Below are 17,482 nucleotides of genomic sequence, written 5' to 3'. Positions count from 1 at the left end.
CCCACTCCCGAAGGGAGTACAGACACGCACACAGTTGAGAGATCGTTGTTGTGCCAGAAACACCACAACCCGCTTCACCCTGGTGAGCATCACCAGAAACTACTTCTTCCCGATTGGCTGTGCCGCCCCCAAACGCGACACGGCAACCCGTCAAAGCCTGATGACCATAGCGAGTCGGTCCCACCCCTTCCCATCCCGAACAGGACCGTGAAACGACTCCACGCCGATGATAGTGCGGATTACCCGTGTGAAAGTAGGTAATCGTCAGGCTCCCCAGCAGTGACCGCAACCCCACCCCGCAAAGGTGGGGTTGCGGCGTTTACGCGGTAGAAAAATTACGCGGCTGGAAAACGTCCGCAACACGGCCCACACCGTCACCGCATCGGGAGATGCTCATCAGTTCGCGCCTGCATTTTTCAATGGGCTCCTGATGCGCGGGCAATCGCCATCAGTGCTATTGGGCGCGATCTACTGGGCGGTCAGCGCATATCAAAGAATAAAAACTCAACCGCACCGTCGAATCGACTGTCTCGTCAGTGGAAGCGGTAAAACAAATCGCGTATCCGCGCACTTAATCGACGCGCATCTCGCCGCGCCATGGAAAGGCGGTTAACACCTGGCGACTCCCCGTATTGAACGTCGTGCGTCGGCCAATGCCAAGCTGCTCCAGCCGTTCGGACGCAAGGTGGCAATTGTGCGGGCGAGGCGTCGCATCGGTCGGGGCAGGTTGCGGGATGAGTCGCGCGTCGAGATCCAGCGCTTCGGCAAGGCGCACCGCTATCTCGTACTTGGTCATCGGTTCGTCGCCCGACCAATGCACGATGCCGCGAATCGCGTTGCCCTCGACATGTCGCTCGAGCATTTGTCGAATCACGAACGCAACGTCCGGCGTGAAGGTCGGATATCGAATCGCCCATGCGTCCATGTGAGCGGCTTTGCCTTGCGCCCCGGCCGACGCGGCGATCGCCGGCACGAGGCTCGTTACGGCAGATTCCGCCCAATCGACAATAGGCCCATATAGCAGCGGCAAGCGCAGCACGCAGCCGAAGTCGGTCGCGTCGGCCAACGCCCGCTCGCCTTCCAGTTTGCTGCGCCCATATGCATTGAGCGGCGCCGGCTGGGCGTCTGGCCCATAGGGCGGGCGAGTGCCGTCGAACACGTAATCGGTGGAAATGGACAGCGTCCATGCGCCGCGACGATGTGCGGCAGCTGCGATTGCGCGCACAGCATCCACATTAAGCGCGCGGGCCAGTTCAGGGTGACGCTCGCACACATCCGGCCGACGCTCTGCAGCGGCAATCACCAGCGCATCAGGCGCTTCTCGTTCGACAAACTGCTCGACCGCCCGCGAATCGCGCACATCGAGCGCCACAGTGTTCGGCGCGGGGCGTGTGAACGCTGTGCCCACGACCTGCCAGGCCGGCTGCCTGGCCAGTTCGCTCATAACAGCGCGACCGAGCAGACCCGAAGCTCCTATTACGGCGACCTTGAACATGATCGGGTCCGCCTAACGCGCCACGCCGCCAGAGGGACCGCCGCTGGCGGCGCCTGCATCGGCCGACGCCTGTCGAAGCACGTCCTTGACGGTATAGCCGGCGTCCTCGATAGCGGCCGTCAATACGTCGACCGCTTGTGTTGATTCCGCCGCGACCCGGCCCGCCTCGAGATCGACCTGAACATGCGCCGCTTCGTCATGCTCGCGGATGGCGTTCGTGACTGCCGCCACGCAATGCTGGCAGCTCATACCCTCAACCTGAAATTCAGTCTTCATCGGAATTGCCTTTAGAAATGACCGCTGCAGAGTTGAATTATGCCTGCAGGAGCGGAATTTAAGTGGCTGACCTTCCCATCATGGGAAGGTGTACGATCGACTCAATCAGGAGGACACGGTCATGAACATTGGTGAAGCGGCCCGCGCGTCGGGCGTCACGGCGAAGATGATTCGCTACTACGAAAGTGTCGGACTGCTCACGGCGAAAGGCCGCACGAGCGCCGGCTATCGGGTCTACGGCCAGCAGGAGGTCCATTCATTGCGCTTTATCCGTCAGGCGCGCCGACTCGGTTTCCTCGTGGAAGATATCAGGCGGCTGCTGGCGCTCTGGCATGACCGCACGCGCGCGAGCGCCGAAGTAAAGGCGATCGCGCTGGATCACGTTGCCGACCTTGATCGGCGCATCGCCGAGCTTACCGAAATGCGAGACACATTGGCCCATCTGGCTACCCATTGTCACGGCGACGATCGCCCCGAGTGTCCCATCATCGAACGACTCGCCGACGTGGAGCTAGTGACAGGAGAAGGCAGCAGGGGCCAAGGACTCTTCTCCTCGTGAAATGCAGGGCACCGACCGAAGGCGTCGGGTGCAACCCGCGCGACGCACCTAGATTGTGCAAGACGCGGGGGCGGGCCGTGGAATCGAACGAGGGCGAGCTGACAACGGCAATGAAATCAATCGTTTCAACGCACTGATTCTGTGCATCATTCCAAACCGGAATGCACATCATGCGAGCATTTCACTAGCGCGGTTGCACCATCGGCCTATAATTCGGGTTAACCCTTTTACGGGAAATCCCTGATGCTAGGTCCACCGGGGATTCATTTGATCCTTGGAGAACGTCATGTTTGCATACCTCATCGAAAAGCTGAGCACCTGGTTTGAAACCGCGGAGCGCGACCGCCGTGAAGCCTATCTGGCATCGTCGTCCGACATCGTCCAGCTGGAACAGCGTATCCGCTCGCTCGAAACCAACGGCTACTCGCTCTAAGTTTCAAACAGCCGGGCAGGCCCCGTGGCCGGTGCGGCCCCGTCGCTGTGACTAGTTGTTCGTTGCAAAGCCCCGTATTGCGGGGCTTCGTCACATCTGGACGCCGGCTGTTCGCCGTCTATGCGCGGCAGGGCGTGGAGACACTGGAGTTGGCGAAGATCGACTAGCTTCCGGACGTTTGTCGCGGTAATGTAAAGCGTTGTCCGCGCAACGCGGCTTTTCGACTTAACCGGTCCGCTCATGTCTCCGATTCGCACGTTCAAACGCCCGGCGGCCGTCATTGCCTTTTTTTTGCTCGGTACCTTTGCCACGTCGACCGTTTTTGCCGCGTCGAGCAATACCCGCAAGCCGGTCATTCTCGACACTCAGAGCGGCATCAGCGACGGTCAGAGCGGCACCGTACTGCAGACCGCGCCACTCTCGCGCCAGCCCATCGTCGAAGCGCAACCCATTGCCTCACCTGCCGAACTCGCGCCGAACTCATCGGTGCCGATTGTCGTGGCTCCCTACATCGAACTGCCCGGCGGCGGCTCCGCGTTCCCGCGGCAGCCGCCGCCAGGTCCTGCGCCGCACCACCGGCAATAGCGCACCTGCACGACTCTACCTATAGGCCAACGCTCACAAATGCATGTTGGCGCAGCGGGCCTTCCGTGCCCGCTGCGGTTTCCGACGATTCGGGTTTGGGCGCATGGCGCGCCCCGAGTCGAAAGACGACAATCGTCGAGCGGTTCCTCGCGCCCAAAGCCGGGCCTAAGCTAGGCGGCTCGGGCACCGCATTGAACGAAAACACAAGAAAAGGAGACGTCCATGCTCTCTGACTGGATGCGGCGTGCCGCCGGCGCCTTCGCCGCGCTTTTCGCCGCTGCCGTGCTGCACGGCGTGGCGTTCGCGAAAGACACACCTGAAAAGCCGACGTTGACAATGGCCGTCGGCGGTTTGCCCGGGCTTTACTATTTGCCCGTGCTAACGGCGCAACAGTTGGGCTATTTCAAGGATGAAGGTCTCGAAGTCACGCTAGAAGATTTCGCAGGCGGTTCCAAAGCGCTGGAGGCGGTGGTGGGCGGCAGCGCGGATATTGGCGCCGGTGCGTTCGAGCATACGCTCTTCATGCAGGCCAAGGGCCAGCGGTATCGGGCTTTCGTGTTGATGGGCCGCGCGCCGCAGATCGCGGTCGCAGTATTGACGTCGAGAGCCGACAAGATAAAAACGCTCGCGGATTTCAAAGGGGCCAAAGTGGGCGTGAGCGCGCCGGGTTCGTCGACCGATCTGGTTCTCACGGTCGCATTGCGCAAGGCGGGCGTGCAGAGGAGCGATATCGCCGCGATCGGCGTGGGCAGCGGCGCCACGGTACTCGCGGCGGTGGGCAACGGACAGATCGACGCCCTCTCCAACGTGGACCCGATGATGACCAAGCTCACGCGCAGCGGTGCAATCAAGGTGCTCGTGGACACACGCACGGTCAAAGGCACGCAGGAGGTGTTCGGCGGAATGATGCCGGCCGCCACGCTCTACGCTCCGGAGAGCTTCATCCAGAAATATCCGAAGACAACGCAGGCTCTCGCCAATGCGATCGTGCGTGCCGATCATTGGTTGCAGACCGCAAGCGATGCGGACCTGCTGAAGATGGTACCGCCGGCGTATCTGCTCAACGATTCCGCGTTGTTCGTAGAGGCTTTCCACAACGTGCGCGACGCCTACTCCCCCGACGGCCTCATGCCCGCCGACGGACCGGCGACTTCGCTGCGCGCGTTGGCGTCGTTCGATAACCGGCTCGACCCGAAGAAGATCGACCTGAACGCAACCTACACAAACGACTTCGCCCGCAAGGCCGCGGCGCAACTCAAGTAACAGTGCGATTAGGGCGCGCCTATCCCGGCGCGCGTCTTTGGCGCAATTTCAATCGCCGCGGTATTCCACCTTGAACTGCGCGGCCTTGTCCTCGCCGAGCGCTTTCACAATCCACGGCATTTGCTCTTTAAGCATTTTCGGCAGCGTGTACGGCGGATTAAGAATGAACATGCCGCTGCCGAATAGGCCAAAACCGTCCGCCGGCGGATTGCTGACGGTCAGGCTGACATGCAGCCAATTGCGCTCTTGCAGCTTTTTCAACTGCTCGGGGAAGCGTTGCGATTCTGGCCGCTTCACCTGCGGATACCAGACCGCGTAGGTACCGGTCGGGAAACGCTTCAGACTTTCTTCGACGCAACGAAGCGTGCGTCCATAGTCGCGCTTGTCCTCGTATGACGGATCGAGCAAAACCAATGCGCGGCGCGGCGCGGGCGGGAGCAAGGTAAGAATGCCGTCGAAGCCGTCGCCCGCATACAGCATTGCGCGACGGCCCGCGTCGCGGAAATTGTGCCGCAGCACGTCGATTTCCGTGCTGTGCAGTTCGAACAAACGCATCCGGTCCTGCTCGCGCATTTGCCGCCAGGCGATATACGGCGAACCGGGGTAGAAGCGTAACTGGCCGTCGGGGTTTAGTGCCGCGACTTCGTCGACGTATTCGGCGAACAGCGGCGGCAGGTCGTTGCGTTCCCACAGCCTGGCGATGCCTGTCTGGAATTCGCCGGTCTTTACCGCGTAGCCTTCCTGCAGCGAGTAGACACCTGCACCGGCGTGTGTGTCGATATACCAGTAGGCTTTGTCCTTCTGACCGAGGTAGCGCAATAGCTGTAACACGACCGCGTGTTTGAGAACGTCGGCGTGATTGCCTGCATGAAAGGCGTGGCGATAGCTGAGCATATGAGGAGACGCTGAAAGAGTGCGTGCTGTTCCTGGCTGGAACGGGCGATGCGCAGGTAACTCGGCCGCAGCGCGGCAGCGACTGCCGCTGTGCAGCGCGGTCGCGTATTGTACGTGACCCGACGTGACCCGACGTGACCCGACGTGACCCGACGTGACCCGACGTGACCCGACGTGACCCGACGCATCGGGCCGGGCTGAACCGAACCGGCCCGCAAGCCGAGCCAGGCTGGGCGCTGGGCGAGCCGGAACGGTCAAGCGCCGCGATGTCATCTTCACGCCAGTGTGCACGCGCCCTTGCCAGCACAATCCCTCCATTGGCCGAAACCAGCGCGCCGCAGCGCGGCGTCAGTCGTGCGCGTCGCCGATAATGCCTTCGATACGCTCCTTGAGCTCCGGCGCAATCTTATCGGCGACTTCGGCGGACTTCATGTTCTCGGCGATCTGCTCGACGCGCGATGCGCCAGTAATGACTGTGCTGACATGCGGGTTCTTCAGAATCCAGGCGATGGCGAGCTGGCCCACCGTGCAGCCCAGTTCGTCCGCTACCTCGCCGAGCTTGCCGACCACGTGGTTCTTGCCTTCGTCGGTCACCTGTTTGCGCAACCAGTCATAACCTTGCAACTGCGCGCGGCTGTCCGCTGGCACGCCATTGCGATATTTGCCGGTCAAAAGACCGGACGCCAGCGGACTCCAAGTAGTCAGCCCGAGACCGATGTCCTCGTAAAGACGATTGTATTCCTGCTCCACGCGCTTGCGATGAAAGAGGTTGTATTGCGGCTGCTCCATTACAGGCTTGTGCAGATGGTGACGTTCGGCAATCTCATATGCAGCTCGAATTTCGTCAGCGCTCCATTCGGACGTGCCCCAGTACAACGCCTTGCCGCGCGTGATCATGTCGCTCATTGCCCATACCGTTTCCTCGACAGGCGTGTTCGGGTCGGGACGATGACAGAACACCAGATCGACATAATCGAGCTGCAGACGTTTGAGCGACGAATCGATCGCGTTCAACAGGTACTTGCGGTTCAGCGTGTGATACTGATTCGGCGCTTCCTCGAGTCCCCAGAAAAATTTGGTGGACACCACGTAGCTCACGCGCGGCCACGCCAGTTCCTTGAGCGCCTGACCCATGATTTCTTCAGATTTGCCGCCGGCGTAGACCTCGGCGTTGTCGAAGAAGTTGACACCCGCGTCGCGCGCGGCGGCGAGCGATTCACGCGCCGCGCGATGGTCGACCTGATTGCCGTACGTGACCCACGAGCCGATGGACAGTTCGCTGACTTGCAGGCCCGAGCGGCCTAGACGCCGATAATTCATGCAATTCTCCTGATAGTGAAGCGACCGGAATCCCGCCAGAACGCCCAGTGTAAATAGATCGGGCCCGGCGTGCTTTTTAACGGCCCTCCGCACACGGTTCATGCACAATAGCAGCATTGGCCGCAGTGCAACATTCGGCCGAACGGTATAGGACGCAGCCTATGCGTGCCTATGCCATCCGGCTGACTTCCCGCTACGCGCGGCTCGTGGTCTCATTGCTCATCAACTGCATGGAGGTTCTGGATGTCGTCACTGAACACAAATCTGAATGGCAAGGTCGCGGTGGTCACCGGCGCCGCAAGCGGCATCGGCAAGCAGATTGCGTTGACCCTTTCGGCCGCTGGGGCGGCTGTCGCGATCGCCGACCTGAACCAGGAGGGCGCCAACGCCGTCGCTGAAGAAATCACGAAGGGCGGCGGTAAGGCGATCGGCATCGCCATGGACGTCACCAATGAAGATGCAGTCAATCAGGGCATCGACAGGGTAGCGGCAGAGCTCGGGTCAGTCGACATTCTCATTTCCAACGCGGGCATCCAGATTGTCAACCCGATCGAAAACTACTCGTTTGCCGACTGGAAGAAGATGCAGGCGATTCACGTGGACGGCGCCTTTCTGACCACCAAGGCAGCGCTCAAGCACATGTACAAGGAAGATCGCGGCGGTATCGTCATCTACATGGGCTCGGTTCACTCGCACGAAGCCTCGCCGCTCAAGTCCGCTTACGTGACCGCCAAGCATGCGCTGCTCGGGCTTGCGCGCGTGCTGGCCAAAGAAGGCGCGAAGCACAATGTGCGCTCGCATGTCGTGTGTCCCGGCTTCGTGCGCACTCCGCTGGTCGACAAGCAGATCCCGGAGCAGGCAAAGGAGCTCAATATCAGCGAAGAAGAAGTCGTCAAGCGAGTCATGCTGGGCGGCACCGTCGACGGTATCTTCACCACGGTGGAAGACGTCGCTCAAACCGTGCTGTTCCTCTCCACTTTCCCCTCTGCCGCACTCACCGGCCAGTCCTTCATTGTGAGCCACGGCTGGTACATGCAATAAGGAGGCGCGCATGGCGCAACCCAAGCCCAAGCAGGCGCGCCTCGGTGCGCCCGGCAATCAGGAAGGTGCGGGCGCCGGCGCGGCGTCCGCCGCCGCACCTCGCACGCGCATTCAATTGCCGGGCTACGAAACCATTGCGCTCACGCTGCAGGGCGGGGGTGCGCTTGGTGCTTATCAGGCCGGCGTTTTTCAGGGACTTCACGAGGCGGGCATCGAGCCCAACTGGCTCGCAGGCATTTCCATTGGCGCGTTGAACACCGCGATCATCGCGGGCAATCCGCCGGAAAAACGGGTTGAACGGCTGCTGCAGTTCTGGGAGACCATCTGTCAGCCGGCGTTCGGTCCGCCGCTGCCAGCGTTTATCGAGCATGCGTTCTTCAACTCGAGCGAAGCGGTGCGCAAAGCGTTCACGGCAGCTCAAGCTGTCGGCGCGCTTGTCGAGGGGCAGAAGGGCTTCTTCGTGCCGCGTTTCCCTCCGCCACTGCCAACCGTGTCAGGGCCGCCTCAGGCAGCCAGCTACTACGACACGGCACCGCTGAAAGCCACACTGGAAACGCTATGCGATTTCGACCGCATCAACTCGCGGGAAATGCGCGTGTCCGTGGGCGCGGTCAATTGCGGAACAGGAAATTTCGCCTATTTCGACAATACGCAAACCACGCTGAGGCCCGAACATTTCATGGCTTCTGGGGCATTGCCGCCAGGTTTCGCGGCGGTCGAGATTGACGGGCAATACTATTGGGACGGCGGCTTGATGTCGAACACGCCGCTCTACGAGGTAGTGCAAACCACGCCGCGGCGCGACACGCTCGCGTTTCAGGTCGATTTGTGGAGCGCGATTGGGCCAGTGCCCGACAACATCACCGACGTGCAGGGGCGCATGAAAGACATTCAGTACTCAAGCCGCACCCGTCTCGTGACCGACATGCTGCAACGTTCGCAACGCTTCCGGCGTGTGCTGCGCGAGGTGTTGGACCGCGTCTCCCAGGAGCAGCGCGACGACCCTTGGTGCAGGCTCGCTGAAGATCTGTCGTGCTCGAAGCGCTACAACGTGATTCATCTCATCTACCGGCATAAAGAGTACGAAGGGCACTACAAGGACTTCCAGTTTGGTTTGTCGACAATGCGCGAGCATTGGCAAAGCGGGCTTGACGACATCCGTCATTCGCTTTCGCAGCCAGACTGGCTTGCCATGCCGGATAACGACGCGGGTTTCGTCACGCACGACATTCATCGCGATTCGCGCTGAAAGCGGCGTTGGGGAAGAGTCCGAGCCGCAAATACAAACGGCGCCCTCGAAGGGCGCCGTTTCATATCCGACTTCAGCAACGCGCGTGTGAGCGCGTTGCCGAACGCTTTACTTCAACACATGCGCAATCGCGTTGGCGACGACGTCCAGATTGCGCGTGTTCAGCGCAGCCACGCAGATGCGGCCAGTGCTGACGGCATAAATGCCGAACTCTTCGCGCAGGCGGTCGACTTGCGGCGCGCTCAGGCCCGAGTACGAGAACATGCCGCGCTGTGCATTGACGAAGCTGAAGTCGCGATCCACGCCGCTTGCCTTCAGACGTTCGACGAGACCGTTGCGCATGGCGCGGATGCGGTCGCGCATTTCGGCGAGTTCCGTTTCCCACGTGGCACGCAGCTCCGGCGATGCGAGCACCGCGGCGACCACCGAGCCGCCATGCGTCGGCGGGTTGGAGTAATTTGTGCGGATCACGCGCTTGAGTTGAGACAGCACCCGCGTCGCTTCTTCCTTGCTGCCCGTGATGATGGACAGCGCGCCGATACGCTCGCCGTACAGCGAGAAGGACTTGGAGAACGACGACGAAACGAACACGTTCAGTTCCGAGGCTGCAAAGAGGCGCACGGCCGCGGCGTCTGCTTCGATATTGTCGCCGAAGCCCTGATACGCGATGTCGAGGAACGGCACCAGATTGCGCGCCTTGACGACCTCTACGATCTGCTTCCACTGGTCGACCGTGAGGTCGACGCCCGTCGGGTTATGGCAGCACGCGTGCAACACGACGATGGTGCCCGCCGGGTAGCTGTTGAGCGCGCTCAGCATGCCGTCGAAGTTCACGCCGTGCGTATGTGCGTCGTAATACGGATAGGAGACCACTTCGAAGCCCGCGGCTTCGAAGAGCGCGCGGTGGTTTTCCCAGCTCGGATCGCTAATGGCGACCTTGGCGTTCGGGTCGAGGCGCTTCAGGAAGTCCGCGCCGATCTTCAGCGCGCCAGTGCCGCCCAGTGCTTGCGCCGTCACCACGCGGCCCGCGGCGATCAGCGGCGAATCGTTGCCGAGCAGCAGTTTTTGCACGGCTGCGTCGTATGCCGCGATGCCCTCGATCGGCAGATAGCCGCGCGGCAACGCTGCTTCGACACGCGCCCGTTCCGCATCGCGCACGGCGCGCAACAGCGGAATCTTGCCTTCTTCATTGAAATACACGCCAACGCCGAGGTTGACCTTGGTGGGGCGTGGGTCGGCGTTGAAGGCTTCGTTCAGGCCCAGAATCGGGTCGCGGGGAGCAAGTTCGACGGCGGAGAACAGAGACATGGTGGGTGGCCAGCAGTAGTGAAAAGAGGGCGGCTACGAGCATGCAGGCCCACGCCGGCTGCGTTTATGCAAAACGCAAGCGCCAGACGACGCAAAACGCGGGCAACTGCAAGCGAGCGCAACTTCGCATTGTAACGAATCTGCGAACGTTTTTAGGACGATGACTTCAGTTGGAGGACTTATTTGCTTGAAAAACAGGCAGGCGTCGCTACATGCCGGACATCGTCTGCGTTTTGCAAGCTGCGCTCCTGCGCGGATCCGTTCAATCCGTCCCCGATCCGGGTTTGCGCAACCCGTTAGAATAGTTCTTTGCCCAAGGCCGTTGCCGCCCCCATGTCCGAACAACATCTGACAGAAGCCGAAGATGCGCTCGACGAATCCAAATTCGTCCGTTTCGAAGGCTCGCCGTTTCAGCTTTATCAGCCGTATCCGCCCGCCGGCGACCAGCCGACGGCGATCGACACGCTCGTCGAAGGCGTCGAAGATGGTCTCTCGTTCCAGACGCTCCTTGGCGTGACCGGTTCAGGCAAGACGTTCACGATGGCCAACACGATCGCGCGCCTTGGTCGGCCGGCTATCGTATTCGCGCCGAACAAGACGCTCGCGGCGCAGCTCTACTCGGAGTTCCGCGAGTTCTTTCCGCGCAACGCGGTCGAGTATTTCGTTTCCTACTACGACTACTATCAGCCGGAAGCCTACGTGCCGCAGCGCGACCTGTTCATCGAAAAGGACTCGTCGATCAACGAGCACATCGAGCAGATGCGTCTGTCGGCCACGAAAAGTCTGATGGAGCGGCGCGACGTGGTGATCGTCGCGACTGTGTCGGCCATTTACGGTATCGGAAATCCGTCCGAATACCACCAGATGATCCTGACGCTGCGCACCGGCGACAGGCTGGGCCAGCGCGATATCATCGCGCGGCTGATCGCCATGCAGTACAACCGCAACGAAGCGGACTTTCAACGCGGCTCGTTCCGTGTGCGCGGCGACACGATCGACATTTTCCCGGCCGAGCATGCGGAAATGGCGGTGCGTGTCGAATTGTTCGACGACGAAGTGGAAACACTGCAACTCTTCGATCCGCTCACCGGACGTGTGCGTCAGAAGATTCCGCGTTTCACGGTCTATCCGTCGTCGCACTATGTGACGCCGCGCGACACCGTCGTGCGGGCCGTGGAAACCATCAAGGCGGAGCTACGCGAGCGGCTGGAGTTCTTTTACAGCCAAGGCAAGCTGGTCGAGGCGCAGCGGCTCGAGCAGCGCACGCGTTTCGATCTGGAGATGCTGCAGGAGCTCGGCTTCTGCAAGGGCATCGAGAACTACTCGCGACACTTTTCCGGCGCGGCCCCCGGCGAGCCGCCGCCCACGCTGGTCGATTATTTGCCGTCGGACGCGATCATGCTGCTCGACGAGTCGCACGTGCTGATCGGCCAGTTGAACGGCATGTACAACGGCGACCGGGCGCGCAAGGAAAATCTGGTCGACTATGGTTTCCGCCTGCCATCCGCATTGGACAACCGGCCGCTGAAGTTCAACGAGTTCGAGCGCAAGATGCGCCAGGTCGTGTTCGTAACGGCCACGCCGGCGGACTATGAGAAGAAGACCTCGGGGCAGGTAGCCGAACAACTGGTGCGCCCCACCGGCCTTGTCGACCCCGAAATCGAGGTGCGGCCCGCGCGCAGCCAGGTGGACGACGTGCTCGCCGAAATCAACGAGCGCGTCGCCGCGGGCGACCGCGTGCTGGTCACCGTGCTGACCAAGCGTATGGCCGAGCAGCTCACGGAGTTTCTCGCCGACCACGGCGTCAAGGTGCGCTACCTGCACAGCGATATCGATACGGTGGAGCGCGTCGAGATCATCCGCGATTTGCGGCTTGGTACTTTCGACGTGCTGGTCGGTATCAACCTGTTGCGCGAAGGCCTGGATATTCCTGAAGTGTCGCTGGTCGCTATTCTCGACGCAGACAAGGAAGGCTTCCTGCGCGCGGAGCGCTCGCTGATCCAGACCATCGGCCGGGCGGCGCGCAACGTGAACGGCAAGGCCATTCTTTACGCGGACAAGGTGACGGACTCAATGCGCCGCGCTATCGACGAAACCGAGCGGCGGCGTGCGAAGCAGATCGCGTTCAACCTCGAACACGGCATCACGCCGCGCGGCGTGGTCAAGCGCATTCGCGACATCATTGACGGCGTGTACAACGTGGACGACGCTCGCGCCGAGTTGAAGGAGCAGCAAACCCGCGCCAAATTCGAGGACATGTCCGAGAAGCAGCTCGCAAAGGAACTGAAGCGCCTTGAAAAGCAGATGATGGAGCACGCGAAGAACCTCGAGTTCGAGAAGGCCGCGCAAACGCGCGATCAGCTCGCGCTCCTGCGGCAGCGGGTGTTCGGGGCGAACGTCGGCGATCACGTGTCGGGTGTCGAGTAACGTTCGACGGCAGGGCGGCGCGGCAGTGGCGCGCCAGCTTCGCTGGCGCCGCCGGCTGACGGCCAGCCTGACCTCCGACCCAACCCTGACCCAACCCTGACCCAAACGCGCGGCAATCGGACGCACTCCGTCCCCGCCGAGACGACCCGCAGCCATCCGCCCATCGCCTCTCACACCCCATTTCTTAAGTCACCCTTAAGACCCTGCTGCTATAAGGCTCGGCGTGCGTTCGTATTTGTTCCGGCAGACGAAGAATGATAAACTCGCCCAATATTGAGAATGGTTCGCATTAACGTTCAATTATGCGATCTGCTTCGGTTTGTCGTCCGACGCACTGTTCCAATGGAATCGAATTGAATCGGATAAAAACAAGGAGTTTGAATGCGGATTTCTTCATTTGTGCGCGGCGGCGTTGCCGCGGCGGCTGCAGTTGCGGCTTTCTCGGCAACGGCCGCGGAATACCCGATTGGCAAGCAGCAGATTCAGGGCGGCATGGAAATCGGCGCGGTGTATCTGCAGCCCATCACCATGGAGCCGGAAGGCATGATGCGCAAGGCGTCGGACTCGGATATTCACCTCGAAGCCGACATTCACGCAGTCAAGAACAATCCGACCGGCTTCGCGGAAGGCGACTGGATGCCGTATCTGCAAGTGCGTTATGAGTTGACGAAAGCCGGCTCCAAAGACACGCAGAAGGGTGACCTGATGGCGATGGTTGCCAACGACGGTCCGCACTACGGCGACAACGTCAAGCTGCAAGGCCCGGGCAAATACCATCTGAAGCTGATCGTGGAAGCGCCGATGCAGACCGGCCACATGGCGTTTGGCCGTCACGTCGACAAGGAAACCGGTGTGGGTCCGTGGTTCAAGCCAATCACGCTGGACTACGACTTCACGTTCGCCGGCATCGGCAAGAAGGGCGGGTATTGAGGTTCGCGCGTCGTCGCAGCTCGCGATCAAGCGGTGCGCGGGCAACGTGGGACGAATGAGTGAATGCAGCAGGCGGCGCGGGCTTTTCGCACCGCGCCGCGTTTTCTGGAAACGCCAATGAGAATCAACCGAAAGATCGCGGTTCTTGCGTCGTCGATTGTGCTGGCGGGCGCGGCGCATGCCGCCGATCTGCCGACTTTCAAGCTCGAAATGAACGACGGCAAGCTGACGCCGGCGCGCATCGAAGTGCCGGCGGGGCAGCGTATCAAGATCGAGGTGCGCAATACCGGCAAGGGCGCGGCCGAGTTCGAAAGCGTCCAGTTGCGCAAGGAAAAGGTCCTCGCGCCGGGGGCGGATTCGTTCGTGGTGATCGCTCCGCTCACGCCGGGCGAGTACAAGTTCTTCGACGATTTCCACCAGCAGGCGCAGGGCGTGATCGTCGCGAAGTAGCGGTTGCAGGCGTGGCGGGCGCGGGGCTCGGCCCCGCCGACGTGCGCGGCAGCAGTAGCAGAGCAGAAGGGAGTGCTTGATGGGTCAGATTCTATTCATCGTGTGGCGGGAAAGTGTCGAGGCGTTGCTGGTCGTCGGCATCCTGTACGCGTGGCTGAAAAATGGCGACGACGATGCGCGCCGCGGTTTGCCGTACCTGTGGGGCGGCGTCGCGGCTGGCCTGATCGCGGCGGTCGCGCTCGGCGCGGCGCTGGTCGGCTTCACGGAAGTGCTTTCCGGCGACGCGCAGGACTATTTCCAGACCGCGATGGTGCTGGTCGCCTGCGTGCTCATTGTGCAAATGGTGCTGTGGATGAAGCAGCACGGCCGCTCGCTCAAGCGCGACATGGAACAGTCGCTGCAGAAAAGTCAGCGTGATTCGAACTGGTGGGGCGTGGCGCTGCTCGTCGCGCTCGCTATCGCGCGGGAAGGCAGTGAGACGGTGATTTTCCTGTACGGCCTCGGCTTCGGCCAGTCGGGTCACGTGGACACTGCGCAGATGCTCGCGGTTGCAATTGGCCTCGCGCTGGCGCTGCTGACATTCTACGTGCTGCAGCTCGGCGGCAAGATTTTCTCGTGGCGGCTCTTTTTCCGCGTTACCGAAATCATGCTGCTGTTCCTTGGCGCCGGTCTGTTCGAGACGGGCGTGGACAAGCTGATCGACAAGGAATTCCTGCCGACCATCGTCGACCAGGTGTGGAACACCTCCGCCATCCTCGACGATTCCAACACCTTCGGCTCGCTGGTCGCGACGCTCACCGGCTATCGCGCGCATCCGGCGCTGATGAATCTGATTGCGTACGCGGTGTACTGGGCGGTCGTCTATGTGCTGCTGCGGCGCGCGAACCGCAAGCCGGCGCGGCAAGCCGCAGAGCGCGCAGCATGAGTACGGTCATGACCCGTCCGGGGCGTCTTGCCGCGGCAGGGCAGTGGATGCAGCGTCACGGTTCGGTGATCCGCGGCATCCAGTGGGTCGTGGTGGCGGTGTATGCGCTCCTCATCATCGTGCCGGCGGTCATGCCGCTGCCGGACGACAGCGCGCATTTGTGGAACAACCTGACGCTTGCCGCGCAGTTCGTGTTCTGGGGCATCTGGTGGCCGTTCGTGCTGCTCTCCATGGTGATGCTCGGCCGCGTGTGGTGCGGCGTGCTGTGTCCCGAGGGCGCGCTCGCGGAATTCGCGAGCAAACACGGCCGCGGCAAGGCAATTCCGCACTGGATGCGCTGGGGCGGCTGGCCCTTCGTCGCGTTCGGCATCACCACCATCTATGGTCAGATGGTGAGCGTCTATCAGTATCCGAAGGCGGTGCTGCTGGTGCTCGGCGGCTCGACGCTGGCGGCTATTGGCATCGGCCTGCTCTACGGGCGCGAGAAGCGCGTCTGGTGCAAGTACCTCTGCCCCGTGAACGGGGTCTTTTCGCTTCTGGCGCGCCTCGCGCCGTTCCACTACAAGGTCGATGAAGACGCGTGGCGCCGTTCGTACAAGAACGGGGAGCACGGCCACCGCGTGATTCCGATCAATTGCGCGCCGCTCGTGCCGTTGCGCAACATGAAGGGCGCGTCCGACTGTCATATGTGCGGCCGTTGCAGCGGCCACCGCGATGCGATCGCGCTGACGTGGCGCGCGCCGTCGTCGGAAGTCGTGCAGCTCGGCGACAAGCACGCAAGCGTCTGGGACACCGCGCTGATCCTGTACGGCCTGCTCGGCATTGCGATCGGCGCGTTTCACTGGACCGCGTCGCGCTGGTTCATCGACCTCAAGATGTTCTTCGCGACGTGGCTCGTCGATCACGACATTACGTGGCCGCTCGAGACCAATGCGCCGTGGTTCCTCTTCACGCATTACCCTGAGCAGAACGACGTGTTCTCCTGGCTCGACGGCACGATGGTGATCGGCTACATCCTCGCGACGGCGCTCGTCTACGGCACCGTGCTGCTTGTCCTGATGACGGGGGCAACGCGCATGCTCGGGCGTTTCAGCAGCGTGCGTCTGCATCACCTGACGCAAGGGCTGATTCCGCTTGCCGGCGCAGGCGTGTTTCTGGGTTTGTCGGCGACCACTTTGACGCTGCTACGCGCGGAGCATGTGCCGTTATGGTGGGCGTCGGACGTGCGCATCGCGATTCTGGCCATCGCCAATTTGTGGAGCGCATGGCTCGCATGGCTCGTCACGCGACGCTATAGCGAGCGCTTCGTGCAACGCGCACTTGCGATGCTCTGGTTCGCCGCGGCCCTCGCCGTGGTCGACAGCGCCTGGTGGCTAATGTTCTGGGGCTGGGCCTCGAAGTAAACGCTCGACCGAAAGCCAACGCGTTTTAGCAGAGTTGCTGCTCGCCTGCGCTTGTCGAATTCGCGCGACACAAAAACAGAAGCCGTGAAGATGACATTGTTCATCTTCACGGCTTTTTCATTCACATGACGGGGCACGGCATTTCGTGCTCGCGTCGGTGGGAACCAAAAAAGCGGCCTGGCTGGCTGCGACGGCTGGCTTGGTGTCTGCACGAAGGGGTCTAGTTCTCACGTGCAAGCCGTCGTGGCTGGCTAATGCCCAACACCTCTCAGAGGAGGTGGTCCCCACAATACCCGGTACTGCAATCTGGTCGTTACTTGGTCAAGATCAGCTTGCCAAGACGCGTGGCGCGCAGCTGATACGTCTCGCCGTTATGCACGATGCTGATGTGACTGTGTCCTTGCAGCAAAGCCTCACTGTGCACCACGCGCCCCGACGTCTCGGACGGATCGTTCGCGCGGCTTGCCGCCGGCCTGGCGGCGGCTGTCGTCGTGGCCGCCGCGGGTTTAGGGCGGCTGGTCAACGCGGCGGCGGGGCGGCGCAGGCTGAGCGTGGAAGAGCGAGTGGTATCTGTCATTCGTCCTGGCTGTTGCTTGATTCGATGGATGAATTCTAAATGATAACCATTCCTATTTACAAGAGGCAGAAATTCATCGGATCAGGCTTTCGATAGCCGAAAGGCACGGTGGCGAAAGACGCTGCTCGGGCAACGAATAACAGCCGCGCGTTGCACGCGGCAGCAGCGGTGCGTCGCCACCGCTCTGGACACGTCGCGGCGAGGCGGTGCGGCGACGGAGTGATGCAGCGACGCGGCGACAGAGCGATGCGGCGACAGAGCGATGCAGCCGCGGCGCGGCGCGGCGGGGCGGCGGTACGACAGAACGACGCGGCGACAGACGCGGCGGCAGGGCACAGCACGACAGC

At 61.7% G+C, this 17,482-nt stretch carries 17 protein-coding genes and 1 rRNA gene; 12 read left to right on the top strand and 6 right to left on the bottom strand.

The features are described from left to right. Positions 1-156 precede the first annotated feature (156 nt). A 5S ribosomal RNA gene (gene rrf, locus F757_RS0124025) occupies positions 157-270 on the top strand. 301 nt (positions 271-571) lie between these two features. Here the strand turns inward: rrf and F757_RS0124020 are convergent. Both F757_RS0124020 and F757_RS0124015 read right to left on the bottom strand, forming a co-directional pair. After that, the gene (locus F757_RS0124020; protein WP_027213609.1) at positions 572-1,495 is read right to left on the bottom strand and encodes a dTDP-4-dehydrorhamnose reductase family protein; all 924 of its coding nucleotides are present in this window, start codon (positions 1,493-1,495) and stop codon (positions 572-574) included. A gap of 12 nt (positions 1,496-1,507) precedes the next feature. Next, entirely contained in the window at positions 1,508-1,771 is a 264-nt protein-coding gene (locus F757_RS0124015; protein ID WP_027213608.1) for a heavy-metal-associated domain-containing protein, read from the bottom strand. Positions 1,772-1,892: 121 nt separating this feature from the next. Here F757_RS0124015 and cueR point away from each other — a divergent pair, with 121 nt between their 5' ends. The 4 genes from cueR (at position 1,893) to F757_RS0123990 (ending at position 4,611) form a co-directional block, all read left to right on the top strand. Next, on the top strand, positions 1,893-2,330 hold the full coding sequence (gene cueR, locus F757_RS0124010; RefSeq protein WP_027213607.1) for a Cu(I)-responsive transcriptional regulator: 438 nt from the start codon (positions 1,893-1,895) through the stop codon (positions 2,328-2,330). A gap of 286 nt (positions 2,331-2,616) precedes the next feature. Then, positions 2,617-2,763: a DUF3563 family protein gene (locus F757_RS35400; protein WP_084531014.1), complete on the top strand. Its 147-nt coding sequence runs from the start codon at positions 2,617-2,619 to the stop codon at positions 2,761-2,763. A gap of 240 nt (positions 2,764-3,003) precedes the next feature. After that, the gene (locus tag F757_RS0124000) at positions 3,004-3,348 is read left to right on the top strand and encodes a hypothetical protein (protein WP_027213606.1); all 345 of its coding nucleotides are present in this window, start codon (positions 3,004-3,006) and stop codon (positions 3,346-3,348) included. A 222-nt stretch (positions 3,349-3,570) separates the two neighbouring features. Next, positions 3,571-4,611, top strand: a complete 1,041-nt coding sequence (locus tag F757_RS0123990; protein ID WP_027213604.1) for an ABC transporter substrate-binding protein — start codon at positions 3,571-3,573, stop codon at positions 4,609-4,611. Positions 4,612-4,659: 48 nt separating this feature from the next. Here F757_RS0123990 and F757_RS0123985 read toward each other — a convergent pair whose 3' ends face one another. Continuing rightward, positions 4,660-5,505, bottom strand: coding sequence for a 23S rRNA (adenine(2030)-N(6))-methyltransferase RlmJ (locus tag F757_RS0123985; protein ID WP_027213603.1), 846 nt, complete (start codon positions 5,503-5,505; stop codon positions 4,660-4,662). Positions 5,506-5,853: 348 nt separating this feature from the next. Then, positions 5,854-6,825, bottom strand: a complete 972-nt coding sequence (locus F757_RS0123980) for a potassium channel beta subunit family protein (protein WP_027213602.1) — start codon at positions 6,823-6,825, stop codon at positions 5,854-5,856. A 243-nt stretch (positions 6,826-7,068) separates the two neighbouring features. On the opposite strand from F757_RS0123980, the gene F757_RS0123975 reads away from it, so the two are divergent. Further along, positions 7,069-7,866, top strand: coding sequence for a 3-hydroxybutyrate dehydrogenase (locus F757_RS0123975; protein ID WP_035467429.1), 798 nt, complete (start codon positions 7,069-7,071; stop codon positions 7,864-7,866). 10 nt (positions 7,867-7,876) lie between these two features. Next, positions 7,877-9,115, top strand: a complete 1,239-nt coding sequence (locus tag F757_RS0123970; protein ID WP_027213600.1) for a DUF3734 domain-containing protein — start codon at positions 7,877-7,879, stop codon at positions 9,113-9,115. Between the two features lie 108 nt (positions 9,116-9,223). Here the strand turns inward: F757_RS0123970 and F757_RS0123965 are convergent, their stop codons facing one another. Further along, on the bottom strand, positions 9,224-10,423 hold the full coding sequence (locus tag F757_RS0123965; RefSeq protein WP_013339826.1) for an amino acid aminotransferase: 1,200 nt from the start codon (positions 10,421-10,423) through the stop codon (positions 9,224-9,226). Between the two features lie 333 nt (positions 10,424-10,756). On the opposite strand from F757_RS0123965, the gene uvrB reads away from it, so the two are divergent. The 5 genes from uvrB (at position 10,757) to F757_RS0123940 (ending at position 16,558) form a co-directional block, all read left to right on the top strand. Then, the gene (gene uvrB, locus F757_RS0123960) at positions 10,757-12,850 is read left to right on the top strand and encodes an excinuclease ABC subunit UvrB (protein ID WP_027213599.1); all 2,094 of its coding nucleotides are present in this window, start codon (positions 10,757-10,759) and stop codon (positions 12,848-12,850) included. Positions 12,851-13,231: 381 nt separating this feature from the next. Beyond that, on the top strand, positions 13,232-13,780 hold the full coding sequence (locus tag F757_RS0123955) for an iron transporter (RefSeq protein ID WP_027213598.1): 549 nt from the start codon (positions 13,232-13,234) through the stop codon (positions 13,778-13,780). 117 nt (positions 13,781-13,897) lie between these two features. Further along, on the top strand, positions 13,898-14,230 hold the full coding sequence (locus F757_RS0123950; protein ID WP_013339823.1) for a cupredoxin domain-containing protein: 333 nt from the start codon (positions 13,898-13,900) through the stop codon (positions 14,228-14,230). A gap of 79 nt (positions 14,231-14,309) precedes the next feature. Continuing rightward, positions 14,310-15,155 (top strand): FTR1 family iron permease, encoded by an 846-nt coding sequence (locus F757_RS0123945; protein WP_027213597.1) that lies wholly within the window; start codon positions 14,310-14,312, stop codon positions 15,153-15,155. After that, positions 15,152-16,558, top strand: coding sequence for a 4Fe-4S binding protein (locus F757_RS0123940; protein ID WP_027213596.1), 1,407 nt, complete (start codon positions 15,152-15,154; stop codon positions 16,556-16,558). Before F757_RS0123945 ends, F757_RS0123940 begins: the two co-directional genes overlap by 4 nt. A 313-nt stretch (positions 16,559-16,871) precedes the next feature. Here F757_RS0123940 and hemP read toward each other — a convergent pair whose 3' ends face one another. Next, positions 16,872-17,135, bottom strand: a complete 264-nt coding sequence (gene hemP, locus F757_RS0123935) for a hemin uptake protein HemP (RefSeq protein WP_027213595.1) — start codon at positions 17,133-17,135, stop codon at positions 16,872-16,874. Positions 17,136-17,482 lie beyond the last annotated feature (347 nt).

This window comes from Burkholderia sp. WSM2232, assembly GCF_000472545.1.
Lineage (GTDB): Bacteria > Pseudomonadota > Gammaproteobacteria > Burkholderiales > Burkholderiaceae > Paraburkholderia.
This window is presented reverse-complemented; position numbering and strand designations above follow the sequence as displayed.

Excerpts from the sequence above, each read along its gene's own strand:
- F757_RS0123975 (WP_035467429.1), top strand. The coding sequence starts at position 7,069 with ATGTCGTCACTGAACACAAATCTGAATGGCAAGGTCGCGGTGGTCACC.
- F757_RS0123950 (WP_013339823.1), top strand. The coding sequence starts at position 13,898 with ATGAGAATCAACCGAAAGATCGCGGTTCTTGCGTCGTCGATTGTGCTG.
- F757_RS0124020 (WP_027213609.1), bottom strand. The coding sequence starts at position 1,495 with ATGTTCAAGGTCGCCGTAATAGGAGCTTCGGGTCTGCTCGGTCGCGCT.
- F757_RS0123965 (WP_013339826.1), bottom strand. The coding sequence starts at position 10,423 with ATGTCTCTGTTCTCCGCCGTCGAACTTGCTCCCCGCGACCCGATTCTG.
- F757_RS35400 (WP_084531014.1), top strand. The coding sequence starts at position 2,617 with ATGTTTGCATACCTCATCGAAAAGCTGAGCACCTGGTTTGAAACCGCG.
- F757_RS0123955 (WP_027213598.1), top strand. The coding sequence starts at position 13,232 with ATGCGGATTTCTTCATTTGTGCGCGGCGGCGTTGCCGCGGCGGCTGCA.
- F757_RS0123990 (WP_027213604.1), top strand. The coding sequence starts at position 3,571 with ATGCTCTCTGACTGGATGCGGCGTGCCGCCGGCGCCTTCGCCGCGCTT.
- cueR (WP_027213607.1), top strand. The coding sequence starts at position 1,893 with ATGAACATTGGTGAAGCGGCCCGCGCGTCGGGCGTCACGGCGAAGATG.
- F757_RS0124015 (WP_027213608.1), bottom strand. The coding sequence starts at position 1,771 with ATGAAGACTGAATTTCAGGTTGAGGGTATGAGCTGCCAGCATTGCGTG.
- F757_RS0123945 (WP_027213597.1), top strand. The coding sequence starts at position 14,310 with ATGGGTCAGATTCTATTCATCGTGTGGCGGGAAAGTGTCGAGGCGTTG.
- F757_RS0123985 (WP_027213603.1), bottom strand. The coding sequence starts at position 5,505 with ATGCTCAGCTATCGCCACGCCTTTCATGCAGGCAATCACGCCGACGTT.
- F757_RS0123980 (WP_027213602.1), bottom strand. The coding sequence starts at position 6,825 with ATGAATTATCGGCGTCTAGGCCGCTCGGGCCTGCAAGTCAGCGAACTG.
- hemP (WP_027213595.1), bottom strand. The coding sequence starts at position 17,135 with ATGACAGATACCACTCGCTCTTCCACGCTCAGCCTGCGCCGCCCCGCC.
- F757_RS0123940 (WP_027213596.1), top strand. The coding sequence starts at position 15,152 with ATGAGTACGGTCATGACCCGTCCGGGGCGTCTTGCCGCGGCAGGGCAG.
- F757_RS0124000 (WP_027213606.1), top strand. The coding sequence starts at position 3,004 with ATGTCTCCGATTCGCACGTTCAAACGCCCGGCGGCCGTCATTGCCTTT.
- F757_RS0123970 (WP_027213600.1), top strand. The coding sequence starts at position 7,877 with ATGGCGCAACCCAAGCCCAAGCAGGCGCGCCTCGGTGCGCCCGGCAAT.
- uvrB (WP_027213599.1), top strand. The coding sequence starts at position 10,757 with ATGTCCGAACAACATCTGACAGAAGCCGAAGATGCGCTCGACGAATCC.